We start from the raw sequence: 14,697 nt of genomic DNA on the forward strand, positions 1-14,697 counted from the left end.
AATGCCAGTAGCGACAATTACACTCGAGTCGATCAAGGACGGCGTCGTCGTCGACACCGTCGTCGTGTCCGCCCCGGACACAGCGTTCATCGACGGCGACATCGTCCTCGACACCGACCCGAAGGGCGTGTACGACACCGACTTCACGGTGCGCACCCTCTCCGGGGCGTTCCAGCCCGGCGGCCGGATCGTCGGCGACGGGATCCCCATCCGCGAGATGGTCCTCCCGTTCTGGCTCACCCCGGCGTCGCGGCCGCGGTTCCAGCGTCTGTGGGGCACGCCGGGCAACTTCCGCAAGGTCCGGTACCACTACGACGGGCCGAGCGGCCGCCGCACCCTCACGCTGCGGCTCGCCAAGCAGATCGCGTACGAGACCGAGGACGGGTTCGACGCCGCCGTCGACGACGTCTACCACGCCGTCGTGTCCGCGATCGCCGTGAACCCGATGTTCGAGGGAGCCGAAGACGTCTCGTTCTGGGAGAACCCGAACGACCGGTTCCTCGTGTCGGTCACCGGCGCCGGCGGCACGTTCACCCTCACCTACAGCGGGCAGACAACTGCGGCGATCGCGTACAACGCGGCCGGGTCCGCGGTGAAGTCGGCGCTCGAGGCACTGTCCACCGTCGGCGCCGGCAACGTGACCGTGTCCGGCACCCCGGGGTTCTACATTGTGCAGTTCACCGCGCCGACCGGCGACACCCTCACCGGGGACGCGGCGAACCTCACCGGCACCGGCAAGAAGGTCGAGATTAAGGGCGCGTCGATCGGCTGGTTCGAGGTGTGGAACCCCACCGACCAGGACCTGTGGCTCGAGTGGGCACTCGACCCGGCGCTCGAGTGGCAGTTCCCCGACTTCGCGTTCGAGGGCGCGGAACGCAAGTACAACCGGCCCGTCGGGTCCGACTCGGCGCGGATGATCGTCACCCCCGAGCTCACGCAGCTGCTGTCGGTGATGGCCGACCCGTTCATGGACACCTACGTCAACGCGGACCTGTCCAACGCCGCCGGCCTGTTCAACGGTGTCGAGCCGGTCTACCCGGTGCCGCAGTACACCGGCACCGATGCGGCGCCGATCCTCATGCCCGTCATCTGCAACGGCCCCGCCGGGGCGAAGGCGACGCTGACGATGCGCCGGTTCTGGTCGGCCGAAAGCGGCTTGGAGCAGCCGTGACGGTCGCGACGTACGCCGAGCCGTACACCGGCACCGACCACGCCGAGTTCAAGGCGTGGGCTCGCGAGGTCCGCGACTACCGAATCGAGCGCGCCTTCGACCCGCCGAGTATCGAGCTCTACGACGGCGACTGGGTGTTCCGTGGCCGCGTGCACGGCGAGATCGCGGGCAGCGTCGGGCTGGTCGTCAACGACACCGGCCTCATCCAGCTGCGGCTGCCGATCGACCTCGAGGACCGGCGCGGCACGTGGGCCGCGTTCTGGGCCCTCGACGAGGACGCGCGCGGGACCAGCAACATCCACGTGATCGTCGAGATGGTGGGCGCCCGCCTCGGTGGCCGGGTGAAGCCGAAGAACGGCATCACCCTCGTGCAGGGGGAGAAGGGCGACGAGGTCGTCCTCGACTTCCTCGAAGACACCGAGGAACTGAAATACGTTCACACCGCCGGGAACCCGTTCCTGCCGATCAGTCTCATCCAGCAGCCGAAGGCGTGGATGCTGCTCGCGCAGGCCGACCACGGTCTGCTCCTCACGCTGGCCGCGAACATGCCCCGGCTGCAGCTGATGAACATCAGCCTCACCGACATCATGGCGCTGCTCGACCCCGACAACTGGACCGTCGGCGGGATCCTCGACCACCTCCTCGACGTGTGGCAGCAGTCGCAGATCGTCGTCATGCCGCGCAAGTTCGGCGACAGCGTCGCCCCGCTCGCCCTCACGATCGGCAGCATCAACACGTCGTGGTTCGACGTCGCCGCCCCGATCCTCGAAGACGCCGAGCTGCAGATCGTCACCCGCCGATTCAAGAACGGCGACCCCGAGCCGTGGCCGGGCGCCGGCACCAACTGGCGGCAGGGGACCCTGTTCGTTGGCCTCGAGGACCGGTCCGGGTTCCGCACCGGCACCTCGATCGGCGGGAACCTCCTCACCGGCCTCACCCGGTCGATCGCGGACGTGATGTCGAACCACGTCGAGGACAGCTACGACCTGTTCACCGGCGAGACGATCGACGAGACCGGCTACCGGCTCCCCGGGGGCCTTGGCACCATGCCCGCTCACCCGTATGTGGTGTACCGCGACGGCGACTGGACCGGCATCCAGTCGCTCGAGTTCTCCCGCGGCCCCGGCGGTCCCGCCCGGATCACCGTCGGCGGCCAGTCCATGCCAGGCGTTAACGAGCTCATCTCCGCGCTCGTGCAGTACGGCGGCGACGTCCTCGGCGACAACCTGTCCGCCGCGATCTCCGCGGGCGTCGGCTTCACCGTGTCGGTCGGTTCCCTCGGCGGTGCGCTCGACTCGTTCCTGAACCCGATCTACAAGGACAGCATCCTCGCGCACATGAGCGTGCCGCTGCTGCTCCGCGCGCACCGGCAGGGCTGGGGCCACTACCTCGAGACCACATCGACGAACGTCACGCAGGCATTCACCGCGGCCAGCGTCATGGACCTCCGGGCCCGCCGCCGCGAGACCGACCCCGACACCTCGTACACGCTCACCGTCGCGAACGCGTCGCCGTGGCTCATCGGCGACAACGGGTTCGGGCACTGGTGGCTCGGCCACCGTGTAGGCGGCACCAGTAAGTACCTCATGCCGCGGGTGTTCGTGCGTCGTAACCGGAAGCTCGACTTTGCCTGGGGCGACGGCAAGTCCCTCGAGATCCAGGCCCAGTTCGGCGACACCCGCACCCCGAAGGACGCCCTCGAGCGCATGACCGAGCTCGTCGCGAAGGCGATGAGCGGACTCCAAGAGATCGGACTGTGGTGATGACCCCTGACGACCTGACCAACGAGAGCATGTCCGCGCTCGCCGACAAGGTGATCGACGAGCAGGTCATCCCCAAGAAGATCCCCGCCGTCGACGACGTCGAGGGCCAGAAGACCGCGATCTCGGGTGCGCTCGCGTCGGCGCTGCTGACCGCCACCGACATGCCGCTGCACACCCTGCAGCCCGTCGTCGCCGACCTCGCCGCGCAGATGGTCGCGTTCGGGGTGCGGCAGACCGACCAGGTCGACCCGGCCGCCGTGCACGCCCCGGCGTGGCTCACCGACGGTGTCCGCAAGGAGGCGGTGAAGCTGCCCGACCCGCCGCAGCACACCGACGCCGAACCGTACGTGGCGCGCACCGCGGTCGCGCCGGCTCCGCCGAAGCGGATCAAGAGCGCCGCGCGGGCGGTGCGGCAGTGACCACCCCCGGCGGCGTGCCGAACCTCCCGCTCGGCGCGCTCACCCCGGAGAACATCGTGTCCCGCGTCGAGGACATGACCGGCGGCGCCATGCGCTCCCGTGCGGCGGAGCGGTTCCCCTCGATCATGGGCGGATCGTCCGGCGGTACACCGCTGTCGGACTTCACCCCGTTCGGGATCCTCACCCGCATCTGGGCCGAGTTCAACAGCGCCGTCGCCAACGCGGACCCCGCCGACATCAACGGCCCCGAGGACCTCCCCGAGCTGCTGCTCGAGTTCATCGAGAACCTGCCCGTGGTCGGCGAATTCGTCGGGCTCCTCGAGGCGATCCTCGGCACCTACGACGGCGACGACCCGACGCTGCTGCAGATCCAGGCCCTGTTCGGGTTCCTCCGCTCCGACGGCATGATCGACGCGTCGAAGCTGTTCGGGGAGCTCCCCGCCGTCATGCTGCAGGCGATCCTCTCGCTGGCGAGCGGCGGGCTCCTCGGGAACGTCGAGCTCGGGCAGCTGTGGCGGCCGGCCGCCGGGGAGGAACGGAACTGGCTCGAACCGTTCGACACCGTCGACTCGATCAAGACCGACACCGACCCGAACTGGTCCTGGGACGGTGTCGCCGGCCGCACCGCGCCCGGCAGCGCGAAGTGCACCCTCGACGGCTCCGAGCACGTGCAGACGTCGGAGCCGATCGAAGCGGCCCCCGGCCAGACCCTCGACATCGGGGCGCGCCTGCGGTGGGACGACTTCACCGGCACCGGCGGCGCGGCGTTCATCCTCCGCGTGCTCGCCTACAACGCGGGCGATCAGCTCCTCGGGTCGCAGGTGATCGGCAGCGTGACCCCGTCGGGTGCGGACGCCCCGGACTTCGAGGCGGGCATGAGCGGCACGTGGGCGCCGCCGACGAACACCGCGTACGTGCGGGTCCGCATGGAGTGCACCGCGGCGGGCACAGGCGGCACCGTCCACTGGGACGACCTGTGGCTGCGGAAGCCCGCGCAGAACCTGCCGCAGGAGTGGGTCGCGGGGCTCGTCGAGGACCTGGGGAACCTGTTCGGGTGGATCGAGGCGTGGGTTCAGCACGGCCTCAACGCGCTCGGCATCCCGATCGTCGGGGACCTGTTCAGCCAGATCACCGACCTCGCCAACGGGTTCGGCGGGCTGCAGACCGATTCAGACGCGACGCGCGCGGACCTCGACGACCTCGTCGGCGGCCTGCTCAGCGACCCGGTGTCGGTGATCGGCGAGATCCCGCAGTCGCTGGTCGGTGGCCTGCCCACCGCGCTCGGCAATCTGCTACCCAAGGCGGACTGGACGACGTTCCTCACCGGGCTCGGCAACTCCGCCGGCACCGGCGCGGGCGGCTCGACCGGGTTCCCCGACATGGACGACGCGCTCGACTGGATCGGGAACCTGTTCGGCAAGGCCGACAACGCGCAGACGTCGGCCACCGCCGCCCACACCACCGCGAAGAACGCGGCCGCGTCGTCCCTCGCGCTTATGCAGCTCGAGGAGGGCGAGTGGAAGCTCACCAAGCAGCAGTGGACCCCCGGCACGTACACCTGGACCGTCAACAAGACCCCCTCGGCGGGCTACGAGATCATCGGCTACGACCTGATCACCGTCGCCGGGGGAGACAGCGGCAGCGTTCCCCGGCTGCGCACCGAAGGCCCACCCGGCGGCCTCGGCGGCGGGTACCGGCGCAAGCGGATCCCGCTCGCGGACATGCCCAACTCGGTGACCGTCGAGGTCGGCGCGGGCGGCCCCGCGAAGACCAGCTCGGGCCGCGGCAACCCCGGCGGCGTGACCCGGTTCGTCGGCCTGTGCGAGTCCCCACAACCCGGACAGTCCGTGATCGACACGATCTTCGGCGACACCCCGTGCGCTGACCGGCCCGGCCGTGGCGGTGACGGCGGCGGCATCCAGACCTACGAGACCAGCAGCGGCAGCGACGCGTACAACGCCTACAGCGGCCAGGACGGCGAGAACAGCCTCGAAGCCCAGGGCGGCGCGCTCGGCGCCGCGGGCGCCTCGGGCTGGTTCGGGAACAGCGTCACGAACCCCACCGCGGGCGGGTCGCCAACGCAGCCCGCCGACGACATCCGCTGCGGCGCGGGCGGAGGCGGCGCACCGGCACGCACCGCAGCGGCGCCGATCGCGGGCGCGCCCGGAGGCGACCCGGGCGGCGGTGGCGGCGCATCGGGGAGCTGGTCGTCGAACCTCTACGGGCCAGCGGCCAGCGGGCCGGGCGGCCCGGGACGCGCCGCCGCGATCAAGGTCGAGCGGAAGCTGCCCGCGTAATGCCGTGGTCCTCGTTCCCGGCCGCGCCGGGCCGGCCCGCGCGGCTCGGCTGGTCACCCGAAGGCCCACCGCGGGCATCGGGCGGCCCGGGCGGTGGATGGTCGAGCGTCACCCAGCGCTCCGCCAGCGACACCGGGCACGGCGAGGACACCGCCGACCTGCTCGCGCATCTGCTGGCCACCGACACCGGTACCGGCAGCGATTCGGCGGTGCTCCTCGCGCACCTCACCGCGACCGACAGCGGCGTCGGCTTCGACACCGTCGCGCTGCTCGCCCACCTCACCGGCTCCGACTCGGGCGCCGGCACCGACGCGGCGACGTGGCTCGAGCACCTCGACCGGCTCGCCGTCGACACCGGCACCGGCAGCGACACGGCGGCGCTCCTCGCGCACCTGCTGGCCACCGACACCGGGGCGGGCGGCGACGTCGCCGCGCTGCTCGCGCACCTCACCGGCTCCGACTCGGGCGCAGGCACCGACACCGCCCGCCCGGCGTACATGAACCCGTACAGCGGCAGCAAGGCGGCCACGACGCTCAACCACGCCACCTGGACCGACCTCCTCACGTTCACCGCGGCCGGGAACGGCACGGCCACCGTCACGTTCACCGTGTCGCACTCGTGGGGATCGAACGGATTCCACTGGGCGTCCGAGGATCGCGGCATCCGCATCCTCGTCGGCGGCACACAGGTCGCGTCGCAGATGCAGACCTACACCACGCAGAGCTGGTCCTCGACGCTCACGCAGCCGGGCGTCACCGTCCCCGCGGGCGCGTACGTGCAGATCCAGGGCTACGGCGAGACGACCGTCTACAGCGCCTGCCGCACCGTCACGATCTCGGCCGCGTCCATGACCGTCACCGGAGTCGCTTGATGACCGAATACACGATCGCCGACATGCACGACGCCCGCCTCCTGCTCGCCGGCCCCGACCACTGGCTGGTCGTCGACCTCGTCCCCGATCAGCCGATCCGCATGTCCCGCTACGACGACGAGGCCGCGGCCCGCGGCGCGTTCACCACCAACTGAGGAGCGAAGCTATGACGTTCACCCCCAACATGATCGCGGCCCCGATCGCCGTGCCGTTCACCCCCGAAGACGAATGGACCGGCAAGGTCGTGCCGCAGGGATTCCTACCGACCTCGGTCGAGGACCTCAGCGGCGGCGACATCGTGCTCCATGGTCGGATCCGCTACGACTACGGGCCATTTCAGGAGGCAGGGAACACCGGCCCGGCCTTCGCGTTCCTGGCGGACCGCGCGCTCGTGAAAGCGCTGCCGCAGACCGCCGAGCTGGCCTACACCGACCGAGGCGCACCGCTCGGGACCATCGAGGTGGGCACGGAAACCCTCGACGTCTACGTGTACGTCGAGCGAGATGTCATGTGCATCAGCACACCCGGCGCAGATGAGAACGAGTCCCGCTCGTACCACCGCGTCGTCGATCTCCCGCTGAACTAAGGAGCACCCCGATGGCCAAGACACCCGCCCACACGCGCGCCGTCTGCGACGCGATCGCCGCGATGGGCAACAAGATGACCCTGCACACCGCCGACCCCGGCACCACGGGCTCGAACCTCGCGTCGACGACCCCGGCGAGCGCGAACACCACGTGGCCCGCCGCCGTCGACGGTGCGGGCGCGGACGCCGGCAAGGCGGTGAGCGCCGGATCGAAGTGCAACTACTCGGTGCCGCCGTCCACCACGATCACGCACTACGGCATCTGGAACGGATCGACGTTCCTCCGCGGCGCGGCGCTCGACACCCCGATCACGACCGGCGCCGCCGCGGTGTCCGTCGACGTGACGCCCACGACCAAGTACTCGTAGACCGCCACCCCCCGATGAGCCCCGGCCCGCCCCGCGCGCCGGGGCTCAGCCATGCCGCCACCGAGGCGTTCGCGTTCCTCGTCGCGGTGGCGCTGCGCGGGCCTCTCGACCTCGTCGACTGGCACGAAACCCGAACCAGCCGCCGACTCCGGCCAACCGTCGGCACCCCGAAGGAGCCCCACCATGCCCACCCCGATCACGGTGCTCACGTTGCGCGGCAACGCTGAGAACACCCACACCAACATGCTCAGCGGCGTCATCGCCCAACTCCCCAAGGACCGATTCCGACACGTCGAGGTCGCCTACCCCGCGAGCCTCGGCCCGGCGGGCGGCGCCCCGTTCCTGCCGTCCGAGATGGAATCGGTGCGCATCGGCTGCGACCTGCTCGACGAGCTCATCGAGGCGGCCGGCGGCGGCATTGTCCTCCTCGCGTACAGCCTCGGCGGCGTCGTCCTCACCGAGTGGCTCAACACCCGCAAGGACTCGCGGCCCGACCTCTACAGCAAGGTGCGGCTCGCCGGGTTCCTCGCGAACCCGCGGCGCGCGCCCGGCCGAAGCTACGGCCGCGCGAACGTGCCCGGCGAAGGGATCTTCGCCGCCGACCAGACGCACCGCGTCGGCTGGGCCGAGTTCGCCGACCCCACGGACCCGATGTGCGCCATGCCCGCCGACTCGCCGCTGCGGTCCGGGTCGAACCTCATCCGGTGGATGAGCCTCATCGACCCGGTCACGTGGGCGCTCGACGTCCTCGCGCAGCTGCCCGGGCTGCGGGCCCGCGAGCTCGCGGGCGGCCCGCTGCGCGCGCTGGATCCGCGGTTCTGGGCGCGGTACCGCAAGGCCGCGGACCAGATGTACGCCTACGCGTTCGGCGGCGCGCACACCACCCGCTACGGCGAGAAGCACTGGCGGAACTACAAGGGCGACCCGAAGACCGCTATCGAGCTGCTCGCCGACTGCGTGAAGGGGATCCGCTGATGTGGCGCACCCCGGACCAGATCGCCGCCGAGTTCATCGCCGAGGGCCGCCGCCAGGAAATCGCACCCCGCGGCATCGTCATCTGCATCGCCACCGGCCTGGTTGAGACGTCGACGCTCGTCGTGTACGCGAACGCGAAGGTCCCCGGCTCGCTGGCGCTCCCGCACGACGCGGTCGGCGACGACGAGCTGAGCGTCGGCCCGCTGCAGCAGCAGGTCCGCCGCGGCGCGAACGGCCAGTGGTGGTGGGGCCCGGTCGAGGTGTGCCAGGACCCCACCGGCTCGGCTCGCCTGTTCTTCCAGCGGCTCGCCGACCTGCCCTACGAGGCGGCGGTCACCGATGAGGCCGCCGGCCGCATCGCCCAGCAGGTCCAGAAATCGGCCTACCCCACCCGCTACGCCGGCCGAATGGCGGAGGCGCAGCGGATCTACGACCGGCTCGCGCCGTCCGCGGGCCAGAACGGAGGCACCACCATGCCCAACGCGCCCGCCTTCCGCGAGCTCGATTTCATGACCGGCGGCGGCCGGTCGAACCGCTCGCGCCAGCCTGTGAACTTCCTGCTGCACACCGAGGAGGGCAACAGCACCGCCGAGCAGCTCGCCCGGTACTGCGATGGCTCCCACGACGTGAGCTACCACTACACGGTGCGCGACGGCATCGTGTGCGACGTGGTCGACACCGACTACGCCTCGTGGAGCGTTTTGGACGCCAACAGCTACACGATCAACCTGTGCTTCGCCGGATCGCGCGCGAGCTGGGGCCGCGGCGACTGGCTCGCCCGCGAGAACGACCTCCGCATCGCCGCCTACCTCGCGGTGCAGGACGCCCGGAAGTACAAGTTCGCCACCGACGTGAACCCGGGCCCGCGGTACCCGCGCGGCGCCGCGGCCGGCATCTCGGACCACCGGTGGGTCACCAAAGTCAAGGGCATCGGTACGCACACCGACGTCGGCGACGGGTTCCCGTGGGACCGGTTCGAGCAGTTCGTCGCCGAGTACGCGAGCGGCGTGACGCCCGCGCCCGCGCGGAACCTGATCGACGAGGCAGCGAAGGCCGCCGAGGCGTGGATCGGGAAGCGGATCACGCAGGGCGAGGGGGAGACCCGACCGCCCGGGAGCGGGAAGTTCGCGGCGTTCGAGAATGGCACCGCGTATTGGAAGACCGGCGCGGCAGCCGCGTACGTAGTGCCCCGCGGTGGCCTGCTCGAGGCGTTCGCGGCGCTGGACTACGAGGCCGGGCCGCTCGGCTTCCCCGTGCTCGGCCACACGGTGGTCGATGACGGCGGGGTGCAGGCCTTCGAGGGCGGTGTCCTGCTCCGCAAGAACGGCTCCGAGCGCGGGTTCTTCGTGCACGGGGCGATCGGCAAGCGGTACGGCGCGGCCGGGTGGGAGGCGGGCCCGTGGGGCTGGCCGACCAGCAACGAGACCGACGGCCCTGACGGCACGAAGGTCCAGACGTTCGAGAACGTCACCGCCACATGGTCGCCCGACGGTGTGGTCCTCGCACAGAAGGAGAAGTGATCCCGATGCTGTTCAACATCAAGTCGTGGGCGGACCTGCGTGCCGCCGCGTACGCGCTGCTCCCGCTGATCTCGACGGTGCTCGTCGGGTACAGCGTGCTCGACCAGCAGAAGGCGACCCTGTGGGTCGCGCTCGTCACCGCGGTCCTGGGCCCGGTGATCTCCGCCGTGCAGGCGCGGTCGGTGTCGTCGTTCCGCACCGCGTTCTACGCGGTGCTCGCCGCCGGGCAGGCACTCGCCATCGGGTACGGGCTCCTGCAGGATGGTCAGCTCGACGCGTGGATGCCGCTCGTGACGTTCCTGATTGGCGGCGCGGCCGCAGCCCCGGCGGTGGCGAACACCGACACCACCCCGGCCAGCCCCTACGCGCGCGGCGGACAGGTGACCTACAACATCACGAGCACGTCGAGTGAGGACGCGTTCTTGCGGGCCCAGCAGCAGGCACGGGCGTGCCGCGAGCGCCGCAACCCGGCGGAGTGACCGACGTGAACGGCGCACTCAGCGGACCGATCAAGCTCCGCGTGAGCCTGATCTACCCCGAGATCGCGGTGTTCCAGATCGGCCTATTCGTCGCGATGATCTGGCGGGGACTCGACTACGTGACCCCACCCGACGAGAAGCCCGGCGCGCTGTCCGTCGTCGAGCAGGCGCTCCCGTTCCACGCGTGGGGCGCGGCGCTCCTCGGCGCCGGCGCGGTCGGGCTCCTCGGGCTCGTATGGGCCCGGTGGCCCATCACCGCCCTGGCGCACGGGGGAGCGGTCGCCCTGTACGCGGCGTTCGCCGTCGGGTCGCTGCTCAGCATCCTCGAGCGGATCGAGACCGCGCCGCCGCTGCTGGTGACCGCGACGCTCGTGCTCGTGTTCGCCGCGGTGGTGATCGTGGTCGCGCTGGTCGAGTGGCGCGCGAAGGCGTGGCGGTCCGCGGCGTGGGTTCTCCTGGCGGCCACGGTCACCGGGTGCATCATCGCGCTCGCGGCGAGCACGGGCGTCTACGGGTGGCGCACCGCCACCGACTGGCTGTTCGTCCTGGCGGTTGCTCACGCGGTCATGGCCGACGCCTCCATCGACGCATGGCGGGATCTGAATCAGCACGTCGTCGAGGAGGCCAACCATGCCGACCCTGCCCCCTGAGACCCCCGGCTGGATCGTGCTCGCGGTCGCCGCGGCCGTCGGGCTCAAGTACCTCGCGCAGTTCCTCTCGGAGGCGTCCGAGTCCGTCGCGAAGGTGCTCGGGCCGCTCGCCCGGCGGTGGCGCGAGCGCGGTGAGGCGCGGATGAAGGAGCGCGCGGACACCGACCAGCGGCGGGTGTCGTCGATGGAGTCGGACCTCGAGTACTTCGAGAAGCGCGCCGAGGCGTCCGACAAGACGCTGCGGCACTTCATGGCCTGGTACGCGCGGTGCGATCAGCCGTTTCACCGTGAGCTGACGATCCGCGCCGCCGAGGCGGGGTGCGATCTGCCGGACTGGGAACCGCTGTCGCGGTGGCGGGAGCCCGAGACGGCGGGCAGCGAGTAGCCGTCCTGGCGCGCGTACGGCAGCGGCCCCACCTTCCCAGTGTTGGGAGGGTGGGGCCGCTTTTCGGCGTTCCGGGGTGCCTCACACAGCGCGGCGCTTCGCTCCGGTCTTCTTCGCGCTGGCCGCCGCGGCAACGCGGGGCGCGGCCCTGAGGTCGCGGTACTTGGCCGCCCTCGCGGGCACGGCGGTCTTCTTGGGCGCCCTCGTCGTCACGGCGACCTTGCGCTTGGGGTTCGCGACGGTCTTGTTGATGAGCTGATCGACGCGCTGGTGCGAGACGCCGACGATCTCGCCGATGTCGCGCATAGGCACGCCGGCCGAGCTGAGCGCCGCGGCGACCTCGGAGGAGCGGGCTACCGCGCGGGCCTCGGCTTCTTTGGCGGTGGCGCGGGCGCTGGCGATCTCGTCGGCAGCGGCGGCGATGTCGAGGCCTTCGACGTCGATGTGCACGTCGAGGTCGACGGCGGAGGGGGCGACGTCGACGACGGTGCAGATGAAGTCGCGCGCCTCCTTCTCGATGTCGGAGTAGTGGCGTGCCTGTGTGGTGTCGCCGACGTTGATGATGCCGTCGGGTCCGCGGTGGCCGTCGAGCTCGGGAACTTCGATCATCCACCAACGGTCGTCGCGGTGGACGTTCACGCGATACGTGGTCATGGCTGGTGTCGTCTCTCTGTAGGGGTAGGTGAGGGGTTCGTCGGGGCGGCCCGCTGGGTGGGCGGGCCGCCCGGGGGTGGTTACGGGCAGTTGGTGCGGCAGTTCGCGATGGCCTTGTCGACCTGGCGGCGCACGCCGGGGGATATCTGGCCGTGTCCGTCGGGTATGGACACGCCGTAGGTGTTGTGGGGGCAGGCCCACATGGTGTGGCTCCCCTTTCCGTCGCGGCTGGTGAAGCCCGCCTTCTTGAGCTGCTTGAGGATTTCCCTCGTTGGTGCCGGTGCGATCATGACTCTAGTCTAGGCGGCTAGACATATCAAGTCAAGCACCTAGACAGAATCGGCGTGTCTGCAGGTCGAGGTCACGGTTTTCGCTGTACACGGACGCCGTCGCGGAGCTGCGCGATGCGCGCCGTCGAGAGCCCGGTCGCCTCCGCGATCTCCCTCATGCGCACGCCGTCGCGAGTGGCGGCCCGGATGGTGTCGGCGACGCGCTCGCTCGCCTGCGCGACAGCCTCGTCGGCGGCTCGCTTCACTTCATCTCGCGCAGTGATGCTTTCGACGACAGCGGCAATGCGTGCGGCGTGATCGGGCGGTCCGTGGGATGTCATGGAGGGGACGTTACTGCAGATAGATGCACATTTTCAAGCAAGTGCTTGACAAGAATTCAAGCGGCTGCTTGAATTTGGGGTATGAACAGCACAGACACACCCCAGACCATCGCCGACGCGCTCCACGTGTTCAGCGACCCGTGGGCCACCGACGAGATGCGCACCGAAGCCGCCCGCACCATCGAGGCCGGCGACGCGGACCTCGCCCGCCAGGTCGCCAAGGATCCCTGCGCCGCCGCTGTAGCGCACTTCCCGAACGTCGACCACCGCGGCTACGTCGTCGGCTTCCACGGCGACGGCGCCCTCGCCTTCGACTACGTGCCCGACCGCGACGCCGCGCACCGCCACCCCGGCCGCGTGTTCTGCCGCCACGGCGCCCCGATCCAGCGGACGGCGAACCGATGAGCGGCCGCACGTGCCGCGCGACAGCACCCGCAGGACCGGGCCGGACATGGGCGTGCACCCGCCCCGTCGGCCACGGGGCACCCACTGGGCGCAGGGCGTCAACGGGGCCGTCATGCACACCTGGGCGGTACGCCCGAAGAAGTAGGCCCGTCACCGGCTAACGACCGGGCGCCCCGGCTCACGCCCCGGGGCGGGCGCGACGCCGCCGCGCTCGCGGCGGCCATCACCCACACCCACCTGAGGAGTACAGCCATGCCCAAGATCACCCACCACATCGCCGCCGCGGCCGCCGGGTTCGCGATCGTCTTCGCCTTCGGCGCCACCCCGGCGGCCACCGCCGAGCCCGCCAGCATCGAAGACGCCAGCGGCACCGGCCCCTCGGGCGCCGCCCAGCACGAGGACGGATCCGGCACCCCCGGCCCGTCGTTCGACGACCCCATCGACATCCCGTCGGTGGGCGACGCTCCCGAGAAGCCCGGCCCCGGCGCCACCCCCGAGGAGCTCGAGGCGTACCAGGAGGCGGTCAAGGCTCACGAGGCCGCGAAGCTGTCGAAGATGATCGCCGAGGGCGCCGAGCGCGCACGCAAGATCGCCAAGGTTCAGAAGGAGTGCACCGAGCGCGGCGACGTCGGCGACGCCTGCTGGTGACCCCCGTCCGCTCCGAAGCCATAGCCCCGCGCACCACGTGTGCTCGGGGCTACGGCCTGTTGCCGACCAGATATGTCACGTGACCACACCACCGGCACGTGACGCACAGACACGGCGGATCGTGCAGGTTGTCCCACCCGAGCAGCGCGCGGTTCGGGCCGAACGGCCACCAACACCGCTCGCACCGCGCAGGCGTCTTCGGAGGCTCCACGAGATCAGACAGTACGACCGCCCACCGACACCCCGCCGTGGGATCATCTCCCGCATGACGACCACCAGAACTGCCGGTGCAGTACTCGCCGGCATCACCCTCACGCTCACGCTCACCGCCTGCGGCGGCTCAGATTCCACCGACACGGCCGCCACGAGCGCGCCGACCAAGACCACCACCGCCGCGGCCCCGGCCGCCACCTCGCCGGTGAACCTCGCGGACTGCCGCCGCGCCGACGAGGCGCAGGTGTCGCTCGTCGCGGCGGCCCTGAACCCCGGGCTGACACTCGGGCCCGCGTTCTCCGAGGACTCCCCGGCGGGCGACACGTACATCGGCGCGAACATCATGCGCGGCACCGAGCGGATCTCGTCCGCCGACGTGTGGGTCTTCCACAACGGCTCCCCGTTCTCGCTGTCCTCCGACGCCCGGTCGCGATCGTCGATCATCGACGGCCGCAAGCTGCGGCTCTCGGCCGGCGACCCCGCGGGCTCGAAGGTGCAGGACTGCGTCGTCGCGCAGCTGCGCAAGGACAACGGTAAGTAGCCCCGGAGGGGACCTTTACGGGTCCGTAACCAACGGTCGACAGCGGAGATCGTCCCCCAGCAACGGAGCAGTCCGGAACGGGTTCCGGTCGAAGTGCCAGCGAATCGTCCCCCAGCGGAACACGCCGGACGGCGAGCGGCC

20 protein-coding genes are annotated in these 14,697 nt (G+C 70.8%); 17 read left to right on the forward strand and 3 right to left on the reverse strand.

Annotation, left to right across the window (positions count from 1 at the left end; genetic code table 11):
* The first annotated feature begins 1 nt into the window (after position 1).
* The 13 genes from BN39_RS21845 to BN39_RS23035 all read left to right on the forward strand — a co-directional run bounded on the left by BN39_RS21845 (position 2) and on the right by BN39_RS23035 (position 11,485).
* Positions 2-1,171 (forward strand): DUF4402 domain-containing protein, encoded by a 1,170-nt coding sequence (locus tag BN39_RS21845; RefSeq protein ID WP_040769162.1) that lies wholly within the window; start codon positions 2-4, stop codon positions 1,169-1,171.
* Positions 1,168-2,934, forward strand: a complete 1,767-nt coding sequence (locus BN39_RS21850; RefSeq protein WP_019204587.1) for a hypothetical protein — start codon at positions 1,168-1,170, stop codon at positions 2,932-2,934. Before BN39_RS21845 ends, BN39_RS21850 begins: the two co-directional genes overlap by 4 nt.
* Positions 2,934-3,353, forward strand: coding sequence for a hypothetical protein (locus BN39_RS21855; protein ID WP_040769208.1), 420 nt, complete (start codon positions 2,934-2,936; stop codon positions 3,351-3,353). Before BN39_RS21850 ends, BN39_RS21855 begins: the two co-directional genes overlap by 1 nt.
* Positions 3,350-5,650 carry a glycine-rich domain-containing protein gene (locus tag BN39_RS22535; RefSeq protein WP_051159106.1) on the forward strand — a complete coding sequence of 767 codons (2,301 nt, stop codon included), beginning with the start codon at positions 3,350-3,352 and terminating at the stop codon, positions 5,648-5,650. The genes BN39_RS21855 and BN39_RS22535 overlap by 4 nt, the downstream gene beginning before the upstream one ends.
* Positions 5,650-6,522, forward strand: a complete 873-nt coding sequence (locus tag BN39_RS22540) for a hypothetical protein (protein WP_019204589.1) — start codon at positions 5,650-5,652, stop codon at positions 6,520-6,522. Before BN39_RS22535 ends, BN39_RS22540 begins: the two co-directional genes overlap by 1 nt.
* Entirely contained in the window at positions 6,522-6,677 is a 156-nt protein-coding gene (locus tag BN39_RS23615) for a hypothetical protein (protein WP_019204590.1), read from the forward strand. The genes BN39_RS22540 and BN39_RS23615 overlap by 1 nt, the downstream gene beginning before the upstream one ends.
* Before the next feature lie 11 nt (positions 6,678-6,688).
* On the forward strand, positions 6,689-7,108 hold the full coding sequence (locus BN39_RS21880; protein ID WP_019204591.1) for a hypothetical protein: 420 nt from the start codon (positions 6,689-6,691) through the stop codon (positions 7,106-7,108).
* An 11-nt stretch (positions 7,109-7,119) separates the two neighbouring features.
* Positions 7,120-7,476 (forward strand): hypothetical protein, encoded by a 357-nt coding sequence (locus BN39_RS21885; RefSeq protein WP_019204592.1) that lies wholly within the window; start codon positions 7,120-7,122, stop codon positions 7,474-7,476.
* A gap of 183 nt (positions 7,477-7,659) precedes the next feature.
* Positions 7,660-8,451 (forward strand): hypothetical protein, encoded by a 792-nt coding sequence (locus BN39_RS21890; RefSeq protein ID WP_019204593.1) that lies wholly within the window; start codon positions 7,660-7,662, stop codon positions 8,449-8,451.
* Complete coding sequence (locus tag BN39_RS23620) at positions 8,451-9,971, forward strand: N-acetylmuramoyl-L-alanine amidase (protein WP_019204594.1); 1,521 nt, start codon at positions 8,451-8,453, stop codon at positions 9,969-9,971. The genes BN39_RS21890 and BN39_RS23620 overlap by 1 nt, the downstream gene beginning before the upstream one ends.
* A 5-nt stretch (positions 9,972-9,976) precedes the next feature.
* Entirely contained in the window at positions 9,977-10,450 is a 474-nt protein-coding gene (locus BN39_RS21905; RefSeq protein ID WP_148281564.1) for a hypothetical protein, read from the forward strand.
* The gene (locus BN39_RS22545; RefSeq protein WP_148281565.1) at positions 10,447-11,100 is read left to right on the forward strand and encodes a hypothetical protein; all 654 of its coding nucleotides are present in this window, start codon (positions 10,447-10,449) and stop codon (positions 11,098-11,100) included. The genes BN39_RS21905 and BN39_RS22545 overlap by 4 nt, the downstream gene beginning before the upstream one ends.
* A complete protein-coding gene (locus BN39_RS23035) occupies positions 11,081-11,485 on the forward strand; it encodes a hypothetical protein (protein ID WP_019204597.1) in 405 nt (134 codons plus the stop codon). The genes BN39_RS22545 and BN39_RS23035 overlap by 20 nt, the downstream gene beginning before the upstream one ends.
* Before the next feature lie 81 nt (positions 11,486-11,566).
* Here the strand turns inward: BN39_RS23035 and BN39_RS21920 are convergent, their stop codons facing one another.
* From BN39_RS21920 to BN39_RS23330, 3 genes are all read right to left on the reverse strand, one after another.
* Positions 11,567-12,139 (reverse strand): hypothetical protein, encoded by a 573-nt coding sequence (locus tag BN39_RS21920; protein ID WP_019204598.1) that lies wholly within the window; start codon positions 12,137-12,139, stop codon positions 11,567-11,569.
* A gap of 80 nt (positions 12,140-12,219) precedes the next feature.
* Complete coding sequence (locus tag BN39_RS22920) at positions 12,220-12,429, reverse strand: type II toxin-antitoxin system HicA family toxin (protein WP_081586249.1); 210 nt, start codon at positions 12,427-12,429, stop codon at positions 12,220-12,222.
* 71 nt (positions 12,430-12,500) lie between these two features.
* Entirely contained in the window at positions 12,501-12,749 is a 249-nt protein-coding gene (locus tag BN39_RS23330) for a hypothetical protein (protein WP_148281566.1), read from the reverse strand.
* An 81-nt stretch (positions 12,750-12,830) separates the two neighbouring features.
* Here BN39_RS23330 and BN39_RS23625 point away from each other — a divergent pair, with 81 nt between their 5' ends.
* From BN39_RS23625 to BN39_RS21935, 4 genes are all read left to right on the forward strand, one after another.
* Positions 12,831-13,154 carry a hypothetical protein gene (locus BN39_RS23625; protein WP_019204601.1) on the forward strand — a complete coding sequence of 108 codons (324 nt, stop codon included), beginning with the start codon at positions 12,831-12,833 and terminating at the stop codon, positions 13,152-13,154.
* Between the two features lie 10 nt (positions 13,155-13,164).
* Entirely contained in the window at positions 13,165-13,299 is a 135-nt protein-coding gene (locus BN39_RS23990; RefSeq protein ID WP_256378532.1) for a hypothetical protein, read from the forward strand.
* Positions 13,300-13,406: 107 nt separating this feature from the next.
* On the forward strand, positions 13,407-13,802 hold the full coding sequence (locus BN39_RS21930; RefSeq protein WP_019204602.1) for a hypothetical protein: 396 nt from the start codon (positions 13,407-13,409) through the stop codon (positions 13,800-13,802).
* A gap of 265 nt (positions 13,803-14,067) precedes the next feature.
* The gene (locus tag BN39_RS21935; RefSeq protein WP_019204603.1) at positions 14,068-14,556 is read left to right on the forward strand and encodes a hypothetical protein; all 489 of its coding nucleotides are present in this window, start codon (positions 14,068-14,070) and stop codon (positions 14,554-14,556) included.
* The last annotated feature ends 141 nt before the right edge of the window (positions 14,557-14,697 follow it).

Source organism: Tsukamurella sp. 1534 (assembly GCF_000312385.1).
Classification (GTDB): domain Bacteria; phylum Actinomycetota; class Actinomycetes; order Mycobacteriales; family Mycobacteriaceae; genus Tsukamurella.

Excerpts from the sequence above, each read along its gene's own strand:
- BN39_RS23035 (WP_019204597.1), top strand. The coding sequence starts at position 11,081 with ATGCCGACCCTGCCCCCTGAGACCCCCGGCTGGATCGTGCTCGCGGTC.
- BN39_RS21845 (WP_040769162.1), top strand. The coding sequence starts at position 2 with ATGCCAGTAGCGACAATTACACTCGAGTCGATCAAGGACGGCGTCGTC.
- BN39_RS23615 (WP_019204590.1), top strand. The coding sequence starts at position 6,522 with ATGACCGAATACACGATCGCCGACATGCACGACGCCCGCCTCCTGCTC.
- BN39_RS21920 (WP_019204598.1), bottom strand. The coding sequence starts at position 12,139 with ATGACCACGTATCGCGTGAACGTCCACCGCGACGACCGTTGGTGGATG.
- BN39_RS23330 (WP_148281566.1), bottom strand. The coding sequence starts at position 12,749 with ATGACATCCCACGGACCGCCCGATCACGCCGCACGCATTGCCGCTGTC.
- BN39_RS21935 (WP_019204603.1), top strand. The coding sequence starts at position 14,068 with ATGACGACCACCAGAACTGCCGGTGCAGTACTCGCCGGCATCACCCTC.
- BN39_RS23625 (WP_019204601.1), top strand. The coding sequence starts at position 12,831 with ATGAACAGCACAGACACACCCCAGACCATCGCCGACGCGCTCCACGTG.
- BN39_RS21880 (WP_019204591.1), top strand. The coding sequence starts at position 6,689 with ATGACGTTCACCCCCAACATGATCGCGGCCCCGATCGCCGTGCCGTTC.
- BN39_RS21855 (WP_040769208.1), top strand. The coding sequence starts at position 2,934 with ATGACCCCTGACGACCTGACCAACGAGAGCATGTCCGCGCTCGCCGAC.
- BN39_RS23620 (WP_019204594.1), top strand. The coding sequence starts at position 8,451 with ATGTGGCGCACCCCGGACCAGATCGCCGCCGAGTTCATCGCCGAGGGC.
- BN39_RS21930 (WP_019204602.1), top strand. The coding sequence starts at position 13,407 with ATGCCCAAGATCACCCACCACATCGCCGCCGCGGCCGCCGGGTTCGCG.
- BN39_RS21905 (WP_148281564.1), top strand. The coding sequence starts at position 9,977 with ATGCTGTTCAACATCAAGTCGTGGGCGGACCTGCGTGCCGCCGCGTAC.
- BN39_RS22920 (WP_081586249.1), bottom strand. The coding sequence starts at position 12,429 with ATGATCGCACCGGCACCAACGAGGGAAATCCTCAAGCAGCTCAAGAAG.
- BN39_RS21890 (WP_019204593.1), top strand. The coding sequence starts at position 7,660 with ATGCCCACCCCGATCACGGTGCTCACGTTGCGCGGCAACGCTGAGAAC.
- BN39_RS21885 (WP_019204592.1), top strand. The coding sequence starts at position 7,120 with ATGGCCAAGACACCCGCCCACACGCGCGCCGTCTGCGACGCGATCGCC.
- BN39_RS22540 (WP_019204589.1), top strand. The coding sequence starts at position 5,650 with ATGCCGTGGTCCTCGTTCCCGGCCGCGCCGGGCCGGCCCGCGCGGCTC.